The organism is Jeotgalibacillus sp. ET6, from assembly GCF_029667115.1.
Lineage (GTDB): Bacteria > Bacillota > Bacilli > Bacillales > Jeotgalibacillaceae > Jeotgalibacillus.
In genome coordinates this window covers 38,248-51,410 of sequence record NZ_JARUIU010000008.1, presented here as the reverse complement: position 1 = coordinate 51,410, position 13,163 = coordinate 38,248, and the positions used below count along the sequence as shown (strand labels likewise).

The following is a 13,163-nucleotide window of genomic DNA, read 5'->3' as shown; positions in this document are numbered from 1 at the left end:
TTAGTGCCAAAACGGTAAATTAAATTACTAGGTAGACAATTTCCTAGATCTCCTTTAATATAAAACGTAATAATTACGATTTAAAAGAAAGGAAGAACTACATGACCATTCCAGTAACTGTACTGAGCGGGTACTTAGGCGCCGGTAAAACAACTTTACTAAATCATATACTATCCAATAAAGACCATCTTCGTGTTGCCGTCATTGTGAACGATATGAGTGAGATTAATATAGATGCAGCACTCGTAAAGAACGGCCATTTCAGCCGCACCGAGGAAACGCTGGTAGAGCTTCAAAATGGATGCATTTGCTGTACGCTCCGGGATGATTTAATGAAAGAAGTTGAGCGTCTTGCTCAAAAAGGAGAGTTTGATTATATTCTTATTGAATCAACCGGAATTTCTGAACCTATACCGGTTGCTCAAACCTTTACGTATCTTGATGAAGAACTCGGTATCGACCTTTCTTCCATTACAAAGCTCGATACAATGGCAACTGTAGTCGATGCTTTCCGCTTTTGGCAAGACTATGAAAGCGGAGAAACACTCCTCGACCGGAAACAGACAAGTGACGAGCTGGATCAGCGTGATGTGTCTGATCTTTTAATTGATCAGATTGAATTTGCAGATGTGATTGTCTTAAATAAAACAGATTTAATTTCTCAGGAAGATACTCAGCGAATCAAAACCTTTTTAAAGAAAATCAATATGGAGGCACATATCATCGAGTCGTCTTATGGAAAAATCCCGCTAGAGGATATTCTTCATACCGGCCGATTTAATTTTGAACGCGCGAGCCAGGCTGCCGGATGGATCAAGGAGCTCAATGAAGAACATATACCGGAAACGGATGAGTACGGAATTTCTTCTTTTGTTTATCGCAAAAAGCGTCCCTTTCACCCCCGGCGTTTTCACGACTGGCTAATAAACCTTCCAGATGAAATTGTCCGTTCAAAAGGTTTCTTCTGGCTGGCCAGCAGGAATCAGACAGCAGGGTTATTTTCTCAAGCCGGTTCATCTATTCAGCTTCAGGGAGCAGGAGAGTGGATTGCAGCTTTACCTTCTGAGGAACAAGAGCAGATAAAACAAGAGGAACCGGAAATTCTTGAAAAATGGGATGACGTTTGGGGAGATCGTATGACGGAACTTGTGTGGATTGGCATTGAGATGGATAAAGAATCGATAATCTCTTCCCTGGATCAATGTTTATTAACGGATGAAGAGATGAAAAGCGACTGGAGCCTGCTTGAAGATCCCTTACCCGCTTTTCAGGTGAGTGAATAAAGAAAGGTACGTTACTCATTAGATTAAAAGATTATGGCAGGTAATTTTACGGTAACCCAGCTTATATGAAGCAATAATACTCCTGTATAAAGCAAGGCAGCCGCCGAGATACCTATCTTAAACCATGGTTTCTGCAGGATACGATCATAGGAAATAAACAGAAGCAAAGACAGTGAAAGAACTAATTTTATTGTTAAAAATAAAAAGGGATGCATGTCATAGACCATCCTCATAAACGGGTTTGCTTCTTCTATAAATGAATAGCTTAATCCAATATGCGTGATCACACCATCAAGCAAATTGAGTATGGACAAGTAATAAATAACAGCTTTCATACAGATCCGCCCTTTGATCGTAATGGTTAAACTTGTTTTATTATATATGCCCTTCCTTACATTTTTTAAAAGTGCTAATATACCCAGATCTTGACTATCTATGCTTGAAAGGAAAAAAGATGCTGCCGCGAATTATTCGTGACAGCATCTTTTTAAATTCAGTTCAGTGAGAAAGGGTACGATTCAGCCTTCCAAAATCAAGCTGACTCCCCTGCCTCTCTTATTTTGTTAAGATCAACGGCTCGCCTTTTGTAATCACGATCGTATGCTCAATTTGAGCGACTAAGCTGCCATCCGGAGTTTTGTACGTCCAGCCGTCTGACTGCTCTTCAACAAAATCGGCTTTAGAAGAAATAAACGGTTCAAAAGCAATAACGCTGCCTTCCTGGAGCAATTCGTTATCCCAAGGATCAAAATAATTTAAAATATGATCGGGTTTTTCGTGAAGAGATCTTCCCACACCGTGGCCTGTAAGGTTGGTGATAACTTTATAGCCGTTTGCACGGGCTACACGGGAAACGGTTTTCCCAATCTGACTCTTCTTTGACCCTGCCTTTGCTTTTTTGATGGCTTCATAAAAAGCCAGCTCTGCTGTTTCGCAAAGCTTTGTCAGTTCAGGGTTATCGCCTACTACAAAGGAAATCCCCGTATCAGCAAAATAGCCGTCCAGTGAACCTGAAACATCAATATTAACAAGGTCCCCTTCTTTTATAACACGGCTGCCTGGAATCCCGTGTGCCACTTCGTCATTTACACTTATACATGTATAACCGGGGAAATTATATTCTCCTTTTGGACCCGATACAGCTCCATATTCAGTGAATTTTCTTTCCCCTATTTTATCGAGTTCACTTGTTGTGATTCCCACTTTTGTCGCAGCTCTCATTTCGTCACGGATTTCCGCTACGATCGCACCAATTTTTTTAAGAGCCTGAAGCTCCTCATCTGTTTTTACTATCATGTTCTCTCTCCTCACACCGATTAAACTTTCCACTAACGAGTTAGCAGTTTATTGATCTTTTTAGGGTATCATTTTTCCTTATAAAAAGTAAGTGACAAGCCCGTCGGATCATTTTAGAATCGAAAAAAGGACTGCCGGATATCAGCAATCGCTGAATTTCCGTACAGTCCTTTTGTGTTCCTCTTACTTATGAAGCTCTTCTTGTACGCTGCTGAGTGGCCACCCGGGGCACCGTTGTAAGAAGTGTACCTAACACAATCGCCGTCAGGATGAACGCCGGGCCTAGATAAGAACCGTTATACGTTAGCGAAAACAGCCACGCAGGTACAGATGGATCACCGGAGCCAAAGAAGATTATACCCGCAAGATAATGACAGATAAATCGGAGCAGAACGCCGATGAACGTACCCACTGTAATCCATGTTACGGCTTTTTTCATTAATCCATCACCCAATGCGCGCTGAATGGGTGCAGCAAAAAGGCCCGCCATGCCGACTACAGTAAATGCGATTGGATAATCAAGAGCGCCCTGAACAGGAGTTAAGATATAAGCTCCTCCAAGAATAATCTGTAAGATGCCTACCAAAAAGCCTGTTAATAAACCGCCTTTGAGCCCCCATCTGAACGCCATCAAAATAATGGGCACCATAGCAAAGCTGATGGATCCGCCCTGCGGCCAAATTGAAAAACTGAATCGGTCAAGGATTAATCCGATTCCGGAAAAGATCGCGACCTCCAGTAAAAATAATAGTTTCATCCGTTCCATACTGATTCCTCCTTCTGCGAATCGATGCACCTCGCTCCAAGGGGACTTTACCAGTTGCTTTCTTGCTTTTTGATCCAGCCTGCGATGCTTGGCGGGTTTAAGTTGAAATCCCCATAAACATAAGCCGCAGCGTATGGCTAAAAAAGCATACAAAAAAGCAATGTCCTGAGGATAGAAATCCAGACATTGCTTCATCCGCGCCTGTTTCCATCCACATTCCTGCGTAAGCATTAACTTACAGGTTCAAAGGGTCTGAACAGAAGTGTTCACTCTCAGCCATAACGGCTCCCCTTGTGGAAGTTGCATCTACATTCATTGTAACGTCTATGATTCTATTTGTCACCCGAAAGATTCCCCATTCATGATGTTCATTTTATGCTATACTTTGGGATGACTAAAAATTGGATGTTTTTAAAGAAAGCACTTTCATAAGGGATGTTAAAAAGATGAAATGGATAAAAAATAGATTTATAGGCGGACGAATCGTTAAAACAGGGGTAGCCGTTTTTATTACAGCATTCATATGCCAGCTTCTCAATCTCCCTGTTATGTTTGCGGTTATTACCGCCATCGTTACGATTGAACCGACCGCAGCCGACTCCATCCGAAAAGGGATGATCCGTTTTCCCGCATCAGCCATCGGAGGCGCCGTTGCGATGCTTACTGCTTTTTTACTTGGAGACATCGCCATCACCTATGCTATCGCTGCAGTCGTGACGATCTGGCTTTGTCATAAGCTCCGGCTGGAGGCTGGAATGCTGGTGGCTGCTTTAACAGCCGTTGCCATGATTCCTGGAGCAGAAGATCATTTTATGCTTACATTTATTACACGGCTTGGCACAACACTTATTGGCCTGTTCACTTCTACGCTCGTCAACTTTGTTTTACTTCCGCCTAAATATGAAAAACAGATCACCCAGCAGTCCAACGAATCTCAGCACGAGTTTACTGCTATATTTCAACAGCGCATTGAAGAGCTATTAAATGGCAAAGTTCGCTCACGCCACCTTGAGGGAACAGCAGAGCGCCTGCGGCATAAACTCGACCGAATAGAAACCCTCTGCAAATTTCAGCTTGAAGAATGGCACTATCATAAATACAAACGGGAGGAAATGAGAAAGGTGCATTTTCATCAAAAGAAAATCTATTTGCTGAAACAGCTTACCTATCATCTTACCAACTTAATTTCCCCGCCGGTACAGGACGAGCCGCACTGGTCCGACAAAGAAAAGGAAGACATTAGACAATTAACGGCGCAGCTGATAGAACGGGTGCACAGCACGCAGCACTTAGAACCCATCAGCCGCAGCTCTTTGCAAACGATGCGTGATGCATTAAAAAATGAAACGCATGAAGATGAACTGCCCTTAAAAAGTTATATATACTTTGAACTGCTGACCATTCATGCACTGCTTCGAAAACGGAAAGATTTCGTCCGCGTGCCAAGCACCAAGCCTGCAGACCTTTAGCGGGATGCTGCTCTACTATTTCAACTCATCGAGAGCCTAATATGGAGCTAATACAATGTATATGAAAATTTGCACCGTTTTGACCCTTTTGGTTTTTTTTCTGAAGGGGGGCCTAACGGGATGTACTTAATTAAGTAATTCTGCTTAAACTAAATTTATTGAAAAAGATTCACTGATATATGTACCAAACATGGCAGGATACTTGAAACTCAGCTGCGAGATACTTACTCTTAAAAGGAGAAAGGAATCTTTACATCTTAATTTCATTATTTAAAGAAAGAACCTCATTAAATTTTTTGATTGGATTCCATATGTGAAATAATAATGGTATTGAATTAAAAAAGGGGGATTTTCATGGTTAAAAAATATGAAGAAGAAATTAAAGGGGTATATAATCAATTGACCACCTCTTGGAATGAGCGTAATGCACAAGGGATGGCCAGTCTATTTTCTGAATCAGGTGAAAGTATAGGGTTTGATGGCAGTGTATCCAAGGGTCCAAAAGAAATTGCTGCCAATTTAGAGCCAATCTTTAGAGACCATCCAACTGCTCCTTACGTTATCAAAATTAAATAAATTGAGTTTATGGGCGATAAGGGAGCCATGCTCAGGGCCATTGCCGGGATGATCCCCCCTGGTGAATCTGATATAAAACCAGAGGTAAATACTCATCACACAGTAGTTTTAGAGTTAATTGAAGATGAATGGAAAATTTTATTATTCCAAAATACACCTGCTCAATTTCATGGCAGACCTGAATTGGTGAAACAAATGACAAATGAATTGAGAGAACAACTATAAGCAGATAAAGCACCTTTCTTTGCTGCTTTTTGATGCCCATAAAATCAAACATTATTTCAAATCTAGACCTAAGACATGAATAAAAACTGCCCTCACGAACAATTTTCCTGTCCGTGAAGGCAGTTCTTTTTTTGTGAAAAAATTCTCAGGTTAAAGCACGTTAAAATATCTGGCTTCAGGATGAGCAAATACAATAGCAGAAACAGAAGCTTCCGGCTCCATCATATATCCATCCGTCAACTCGATTCCAATTTCTTCAGGTCTGATCAGCTTAAATAATTTCTCCTGATCCTCCAGATTCGGACAGGCCGGGTAGCCGAAGGAAAAACGCTGACCATGGTATTTCGCACTGAAACGCTCCTGCATCGTAAAGTCCACCGGGTCCGGAAAGCCCCACCGGTCTCTCATTTGCTGGTGAAGCAGCTCAGCAAATCCTTCCGCTGTTTCAAGAGCCAGTGACTGAAGGGCATGACTTTCAAGGAAACGCCCCTGCTCTTTGTAGGCCTGCGCTTTTTCTCTAATTCCACGCCCTGCAGTAACAGAGAAAAAGCCAACGTAATCCATAACACCGCTCTCAACTGACTTTAAATAATCTGCCAGACACAGAAATGGTTCTCTTGGCTGACGGGGGAAAGTAAATCGTTCAATTTCATTTGCCGGATTCTCAGGGTCATAGATAATCACATCATCCCCGTCGCTTTGAGCAGGGAAAAACTGATACACTGCTGACGGCTGGATGAGGGATTCTGCCTTCACTTCCGTAATCAGATCATCCACGACCGTTTTGATCTTCATGGTTTTCTCATCTTTCTCAGCAAGCAATCTTGAAATCTTTCCTTTCACTCCAAGATGGTGGCCAATGAGCATCTGCAGATTAATATAAGCTTCTACATGCGCCACTGAATAGGAATTTAGCACTCTGCGCTTTAAGTCAGAAGGTGTAAAAACCGGAACATCTGTATTGACGGCAGGCTTTGTTTTTACTGCCGTTACGGTTTTTTTCTCCGGTTCTGCCACTGCAGCATTGGCGGCCGCTTCTTTTTTCAGGCGTCGTTCTTCTACAAGCTGCTCCCTCTCAAGTTCATCCTGCAATTGATTCGCGAGTGTTAGTCCGTTCATCGCATCTTTTGCATATAAAACAAGTCCTTCATAATTTTGCGATATTTTCGTATCAACAAACTTCCTCGAAAGAGCCGCACCGCCTACTAAGATCGGAATATCCAGTCCTTCTTCCTTCATATCTCCTGCTGTAATTACCATTTGCTGAGCTGATTTGACCAGAAGACCTGAAAGTCCAATAATGTCCGGCTTCTCTTTTTTAATCGCTTCGATGAGAACAGGCGGTGTCACTTTAATGCCAAGGTCCACTACCTCATAGCCATTATTGCTTAAAATAATATCCACAAGGTTTTTCCCAATATCATGAACGTCCCCTTTTACTGTCGCAAGCAGCACTTTTCCTTTAGAGGAGGAAGTATCAGAGGCTTCCATATGCGGTTCAAGAAAGGCAACAGCCGCTTTCATCACTTCTGCGCTTTGCAGGACCTCTGCTACAATCAGCTGATTATCGTTAAACAGCCTGCCTACCTCTTTCATGCCTGTCATCAGCGGGCCGTTAATGATGCCAAGCGGAGCGTCGTACTCTCCAAGAGCCAGCTCCAGATCCGGTAAAAGTCCTTCCTTCGTTCCCTCCACCACATAATAAGCCAGACGTTCTTCCAGCGTCATATCAGGCATCGTTGATTTGGATTCTTTTTTCTTGCCCCGGTAAAACTCTGTGAAGGTTGCAAGTGATTCGTCTGTAGTGTCAAACAGCAGCTCTTCAGCCAGCTTAATTTCTTCTTCAGAAATAGAAGCAAACCGCTCCAGTTTTTCTGTATTAACGATGGCATAGTCAAGACCGGCTTGTGTGCAATGGTAGAGAAAAACAGCATTCAATACTTCCCTGCCAACAGGCGGCAATCCAAATGATACATTCGAGATTCCGAGAGTCGTCTGCACAAGCGGAAGTGCTTCTTTAATTGCCTTGATTCCTTCTACAGTAGCTTTAGCTGAACCGATATACTGCTCATCGCCCGTTCCGACCGGAAAAACGAGCGGATCAAAAATAATATCAGAAGGATTAACGCCATACTCATCCACTAAAATGGAGTAGGAACGCTTAGCGATCTCAAGCTTTCGGTCGACTGTGACACCCATTCCCACTTCATCAATGGTTCCTACTACAACAGCCGCTCCAAATTTTTTTACCAAAGGAATGACCGCATCAAAGCGTTCAAGTCCATCCTCTAAATTAATCGAATTAATGATCGCTTTCCCTTGAGAATACTTGAGGGCTTGTTCAATTACCTCTTCATCGGTTGAATCAATGACAAGCGGAACCTTTACTTTTTTAACAACCTCCTGAATAAATGTCTCCATATCCTCACGTTCTTCACGGTCAGGATCCGCAAGACAGATATCAATCACATGCGCGCCGCCTCTCACCTGGGCACGGGCAATTTCAGAGGCCTCCTCAATTTTCCCTTCAGCAATCAGCCGCTTGAATTTCCGTGAGCCGATGACATTGGTCCGTTCTCCGATCATCAGAGGGCGCATGGAAGGGTCATCATAGACCAGCGGTTCAATACCGGATACTGTGTGAACCTGTTTTTTCTCAAACTTTCTCGGCTCATACGCTGCCATTGTCTTAGAAAGAGCTTTAATATGGGCAGGAGTTGTGCCGCAGCAGCCCCCTACAATATTCAGCCAGCCTTTTTCAGCAAATCCCTCCAGCTTTTTGGCTAAAGAAAGCGGAGTTTCATGATAGTTTCCTTCTTCATCCGGCAGCCCTGCATTAGGGTAGCAGCTCACATAGGAATTGCTCAAATCAGCCAGTGAGCGGATATGGTCCTGCATAAATTCAGGACCGGTCGCACAATTAAGCCCCACCGAAACGGGATTCATATGCTCCACGCTTATATAAAAGGCCTCGATCGTCTGACCCGCAAGAGTGGTCCCCATCGGTTCAATGGTTCCTGAAATCATAACGTGAAGCTCTTTACCGGTTTTTTCAAAAGCTTTTTGTATGCCTAAAAAAGCACATTTTACATTCAGCAAATCCTGGCTCGTTTCCACCAGCAAGAGGTCAGATCCGCCATCAATCAATCCAGTTGCCTGTTCGGCATAGGACTCAGTCAATTGGTCAAACGTCGTTCCTCCGGTTACACTGAGTGTTTTTGTTGTTGGGCCCATCGAGCCCGCTACAAATCTTGGCCGCTCCGCAGTCGACCACTTATCAGCAGATCTTCTTGCAATTTCTGCTCCGAGCCTGCTTAATTCGTAGGCGTCCTTTGAAATGTGATACTCTTCAAGCACCACACTCATGCTGCCGAATGTATTTGTTTCAACAATGTCCGCACCGGCTTCAAAATAAGCATCATGGATTCGTTCAATCACATCCGGTCTGGTGCGGTTTAAGTTTTCATTGCACCCTTCAAATTCTTCTCCGCCAAAGTCCTCTTCACTTAGCCGGGCTTCCTGGAGCATTGTGCCCATTGCCCCGTCCATTATAAGGATTTTCTTTTTTAGTTGATCAGTGAATAATGTTGGACACATTGTGAATCCCTCCGGCTCTTTTTGCAGCTTGTTTATTTGCGTATTTCGTCAGTTCAGCAGTCACTTCGTAGCGCATAAAAGGGGTAATTAAATAAATCCCGTTAAAAAGCTCAAGCGCTGCGTCGATGAGAGATTTTGTGATGGCAATCCCTTCTTTAGCGGACTGCTCTTTATCGCCTGATACTCTTGCCATCCGTTCCCGCACCTCATCTGAAAGCTTAATGCCCGGTACTTCATTATGAAGAAATTCTGCATTGCGGCTTCCCGTTAACGGCATCAATCCAATATACATCGGCTTTTCAATATGCTTCGTGTGCTCATAGACTTCAAGCAGTTTTTCCTGTGAAAAAACCGGCTGACTCATAAAGTAATCTGCACCTGCTGCAATTTTTTTCTCCATTCGTAAAACAGCACGCTCTACACTTCTGACATGCGGGTTAAAGGCAGCTCCGATTGAGAATGAAGTCGATTCCCCCAAGTCTTTTCCTGACATGGAAACTCCGCGATTAAGCTGGCTGATCATTTCAATCAGCTCAAAGGAAGAAACATCATATACCGAAGTCGCTCCAGGGAAGTCCCCCACTTTTGTCGGGTCACCCGTCACAGCGAGCAGATCGTGAAGACCCAGTGTATGAAGGCCCATTAAATGAGACTGGAGCCCAATCAGATTTCGGTCCCTGCAGGTAATATGAACAAGCGGTCTTGCACCGATTTTTTCTTTAATTAAATGGCCAAGTGACTCATTTGAAACCCGTGGACTTGCCAGTGAATTGTCGGCAAGTGTAATGGCATCTGCCCCAGCTTCTGTTAAAGCTTTAGCTCCTCGCATAAACGCTTCTGTGTTGAGTTTTTTTGGAGGATCCAGCTCCACTACTACTGAAGGCCTCGATGCGACAATGGATGGCAGCGATTCGGGAAGATCGATTGCTCTTGATCTGACTTCAATTTTTGACTCAGGCTCACGGATTTTTTTCTCCGTTACAGGGACTGCTCCTTTGAGTGCATTAGAAAAGGCGCGTGTATGATCCGGCGTTGTTCCGCAGCAGCCTCCAAGCAGTCTTACCCCCTGAGCCTGAAACGATTTTGCCACTTCCCCGAAATATTCAGGATTATTGTTATACTGCAGGCCGCCATCTGTAAAAGAAGGGAGACTGGCATTAGGATAAGAAGATAAAAAAGCCTGCTTAGGAAGCGGCACACTTTCAAGTGACCGGAGCATATGAAAGGGACCCTGCCGGCAATTAATCCCGACTCCATTAGCTCCAAGCTCCTCCAGCTGCTTCAAAGCAGCCCCAACAGGAGTTCCATCCTGAAGCACTCCTATTTCCTGCAGGGAGACCTGTGCGATAATCGGCAAATCTGTAGCTTTTCGTGCGATCTGGACTACTGTGGAAAGCTCTTCCAGATCGTAATACGTTTCAAGCAGAAGCCCGTCCACCCCTTCAAGCAGCAAGCAGTATAGCTGCTCTCTGAATGTTCGCTTAATTTCTTCGAGCTCGATGGATTGAGGACGAATGCTTCTGATGCCGCCGATTGTTCCCAGCACATGCGTCGTTTCACCGGCTGCTTTCTTAGCATTTCGAACTGCTGCGCTGTTTATTTCTTTTACATGATCCTGTAGACCGTACCTCTCCAGCTTCAGGTAATTGCCTCCGTACGTGTTGGTTTGAATAACATCTGCCCCTGCTTCGATATAAGCAGAATGTATCTGCTGAATATGTTCTGCCTGCGAGATATTCAGCTCCTCAAAGCACTGATCCGTTCCGTATGAATAAAGCAATGTCCCCATCGCACCGTCTGCTATAAGTATTTTTTCTTTCAGCGCATCCTCAAGCTTCATATTCATTCTCCTCTCCCTCTCACTGCGGTCCTTAAGCCTTTCTCTTCTCAATCATCTACTATGCTTACCAATTTGTTATATGCTTGTCGAAGCTGGGCGAGCGCCTTCAGATTTTACCCTATCCAGCTTCAGGCGCTAGCTCCTCGAGGTCATAAGCCACTCTGCCCAATAGGCAAAAAGCGCCTATTTGTGCAAGTCGTCTTATGCTGGTCGGAGCTGGACGAGCGCCTTACGCTTTTACTTTATCCAGCTTCAGGCGCTAGCTCCTCGAGGTCATAAGCCACCCTGCCCAATAGGCAAAAAGCGCCTATTTGTGCAGGGCGTCTTATGCTTGTCGAAGCTGAACGAGCGCCTTACGCTTTTAAAATAAAAAGGCCTTCTTATTTGTATAAGAAGACCTGTAGGTTTGTTTACAACTCTCCTTATCTTCCTTGCACGGTTTTGTGTGCAAGCTGGAGTTAGCACCTTTTCATGAAATGAAGATCATGAAGGTTGCTGAGGTTTCGCAGGGCCTGTTCCCTCCACCTCTCTTGATAAGAATCCAAACTATTTAATTAATTACGATTACTCTACTAGATGAGGATTGTTCTGTCAACATAACTTTCGCTTTCTATAAAGTTAGTCAAGTGCAGTAATTCCCGGTAGACGCCATTCGACTTCTTCCTCTTCGAATGTACCAATCCATTTGAAGGCGGTTGAAGTAGAGGCTGCATATTGAAATGTTGCTTCCGCAGATTCACCTGATGGAATTGTGACATTTACTTCTTCTCCATGAGCTTCTTTTTCTTCATCTGCAAGGTCCATCATTACAAAGTTTTCATTTGTAATAGTCAATTCTTCTTCCGAATCATTTGTTACATTCAATGAGATTTCATAAACTCTTTGCGTTTCATCAATTTCTTCAACTACTCCTGCTTGTGTGACTGACATTGCTGCTCCATTAACATCTGCTTCATCTCCAACGACAAAAAGAGACGATTCTTCTTCTTCCTCAGCGGGTTCTTCTGTCATCACTTCCTCCGCTGAATCGTCCTCTTCTGCTGGCTCGTTTGCGGTTTCATCTGATGAACAGGCAGCCATGGTTAATGCTCCTGCCAGTGCTGTAATTAACCAAAATTTCTTCATTTAAATTGTCCCCCTATATATGTAAAAGATTCTTACCCATTATCCTTCGTAGAACGAAAGATTTCAAGCGAATACCCAAAATAACCCAAAAGTCTAACTATTAAATATATTTAGTATTTTCTGTCTTTTTACACTCAATCACTCTGTTTACCATTTTCCAAAAGCTGTTATTGTTTATTCACTTCTTTTAATTTGTTAAACTGATGAAAACGAATGAGAGAGGAGCATGGCATATGTGCGGCAGGTTTTCACTGATCGAGGCGCTTGCAGATTTAAAAGCTCATTACGATTTTAAAATGAGGGGCGACTTTGAGTATGCAACAGGAACGAATATTGCCCCTTCTCAATATGTCACTGCTGTTGTAGAAGTAGATGAGGTTCGGTATCCTGTTCAATTTCGATGGGGGCTTATTCCTCCGTTTGCTAAGGATGAAAAAGTTGGCTATAAAACATTTAACGCACGGTCAGAAACTGCAGCTGAAAAACCCAGCTTTAAGCGGGCATTTCAAAAAAAGAGGTGTTTAATCCCTGCTTCCTCCTTTTATGAATGGCATAAAATCAACAGCAGAGAAAAGCAGCCTTATGCAATCAAGCCCTCTCATGATTCTCTTATTACCTTTGCCGGTCTGTGGGAGACATGGAAAAGCGAGGAAGGCAGTATTCGGAGCTGCACAATATTAACTACCCAGCCGAATGAAAAAATGGCTTCCATTCATGATAGAATGCCTGTGATTTTAGAGCCTGACGCTTATTCAAAATGGCTGAATCCAAATACGCCGGAACAGGAGCTTAAAGACCTCCTGCACCCGTGCAAACCTGAGAAAATCGAGCTTGAGAAAATTTCAAATGACTTCTTTAAAACAGCAAAGTAAATCTGTATGAGTATGCCTTTATGCTTTTTAAACTGAATATAAAAAGGCTGAGACGATTTGTCCCAGCCTCCAAAAATTGATCTCTACAAATACTTAACGATCTGTAAGTTGACG

The 13,163-nt window shown here is 43.4% G+C and carries 11 protein-coding genes and 2 riboswitches; of the genes, 5 read left to right on the top strand and 6 right to left on the bottom strand.

Annotation, left to right across the window (positions count from 1 at the left end):
* The first annotated feature begins 101 nt into the window (after positions 1-101).
* The gene (locus tag P6709_RS16095) at positions 102-1,283 is read left to right on the top strand and encodes a GTP-binding protein (RefSeq protein WP_278241962.1); all 1,182 of its coding nucleotides are present in this window, start codon (positions 102-104) and stop codon (positions 1,281-1,283) included.
* A 23-nt stretch (positions 1,284-1,306) separates the two neighbouring features.
* Here P6709_RS16095 and P6709_RS16090 read toward each other — a convergent pair whose 3' ends face one another.
* From P6709_RS16090 to thiT, 3 genes are all read right to left on the bottom strand, one after another.
* Positions 1,307-1,618 carry a DUF5658 family protein gene (locus P6709_RS16090; protein WP_278241961.1) on the bottom strand — a complete coding sequence of 104 codons (312 nt, stop codon included), beginning with the start codon at positions 1,616-1,618 and terminating at the stop codon, positions 1,307-1,309.
* A gap of 220 nt (positions 1,619-1,838) precedes the next feature.
* Positions 1,839-2,579 (bottom strand): type I methionyl aminopeptidase, encoded by a 741-nt coding sequence (gene map / locus P6709_RS16085; RefSeq protein WP_278241960.1) that lies wholly within the window; start codon positions 2,577-2,579, stop codon positions 1,839-1,841.
* Between the two features lie 187 nt (positions 2,580-2,766).
* The gene (gene thiT / locus P6709_RS16080) at positions 2,767-3,345 is read right to left on the bottom strand and encodes an energy-coupled thiamine transporter ThiT (RefSeq protein WP_278241959.1); all 579 of its coding nucleotides are present in this window, start codon (positions 3,343-3,345) and stop codon (positions 2,767-2,769) included.
* 199 nt (positions 3,346-3,544) lie between these two features.
* Positions 3,545-3,647, bottom strand: a riboswitch (TPP riboswitch).
* A gap of 144 nt (positions 3,648-3,791) precedes the next feature.
* Between thiT and P6709_RS16075 the strand changes: the two genes are divergently transcribed.
* The 3 genes from P6709_RS16075 (at position 3,792) to P6709_RS20480 (ending at position 5,615) form a co-directional block, all read left to right on the top strand.
* Entirely contained in the window at positions 3,792-4,814 is a 1,023-nt protein-coding gene (locus tag P6709_RS16075) for an FUSC family protein (protein ID WP_278241958.1), read from the top strand.
* Between the two features lie 354 nt (positions 4,815-5,168).
* Positions 5,169-5,390 carry an SgcJ/EcaC family oxidoreductase gene (locus tag P6709_RS20485; protein ID WP_336619006.1) on the top strand — a complete coding sequence of 74 codons (222 nt, stop codon included), beginning with the start codon at positions 5,169-5,171 and terminating at the stop codon, positions 5,388-5,390.
* Positions 5,391-5,399: 9 nt separating this feature from the next.
* On the top strand, positions 5,400-5,615 hold the full coding sequence (locus tag P6709_RS20480; protein ID WP_336619005.1) for a hypothetical protein: 216 nt from the start codon (positions 5,400-5,402) through the stop codon (positions 5,613-5,615).
* Positions 5,616-5,765: 150 nt separating this feature from the next.
* On the opposite strand, the gene metH is transcribed toward P6709_RS20480, so the two are convergent.
* From metH to P6709_RS16055, 3 genes are all read right to left on the bottom strand, one after another.
* On the bottom strand, positions 5,766-9,212 hold the full coding sequence (gene metH / locus P6709_RS16065; RefSeq protein ID WP_278241957.1) for a methionine synthase: 3,447 nt from the start codon (positions 9,210-9,212) through the stop codon (positions 5,766-5,768).
* Positions 9,190-11,052 (bottom strand): bifunctional homocysteine S-methyltransferase/methylenetetrahydrofolate reductase, encoded by a 1,863-nt coding sequence (locus tag P6709_RS16060; protein ID WP_278241956.1) that lies wholly within the window; start codon positions 11,050-11,052, stop codon positions 9,190-9,192. Before P6709_RS16060 ends, metH begins: the two co-directional genes overlap by 23 nt.
* 419 nt (positions 11,053-11,471) lie before the next feature.
* A riboswitch (SAM riboswitch) is annotated at positions 11,472-11,592 on the bottom strand.
* 78 nt (positions 11,593-11,670) lie between these two features.
* Complete coding sequence (locus P6709_RS16055) at positions 11,671-12,177, bottom strand: hypothetical protein (RefSeq protein WP_278241955.1); 507 nt, start codon at positions 12,175-12,177, stop codon at positions 11,671-11,673.
* Positions 12,178-12,410: 233 nt separating this feature from the next.
* Between P6709_RS16055 and P6709_RS16050 the strand changes: the two genes are divergently transcribed.
* Positions 12,411-13,049, top strand: a complete 639-nt coding sequence (locus P6709_RS16050) for an SOS response-associated peptidase (protein ID WP_278241954.1) — start codon at positions 12,411-12,413, stop codon at positions 13,047-13,049.
* Positions 13,050-13,163: the final 114 nt, after the last annotated feature.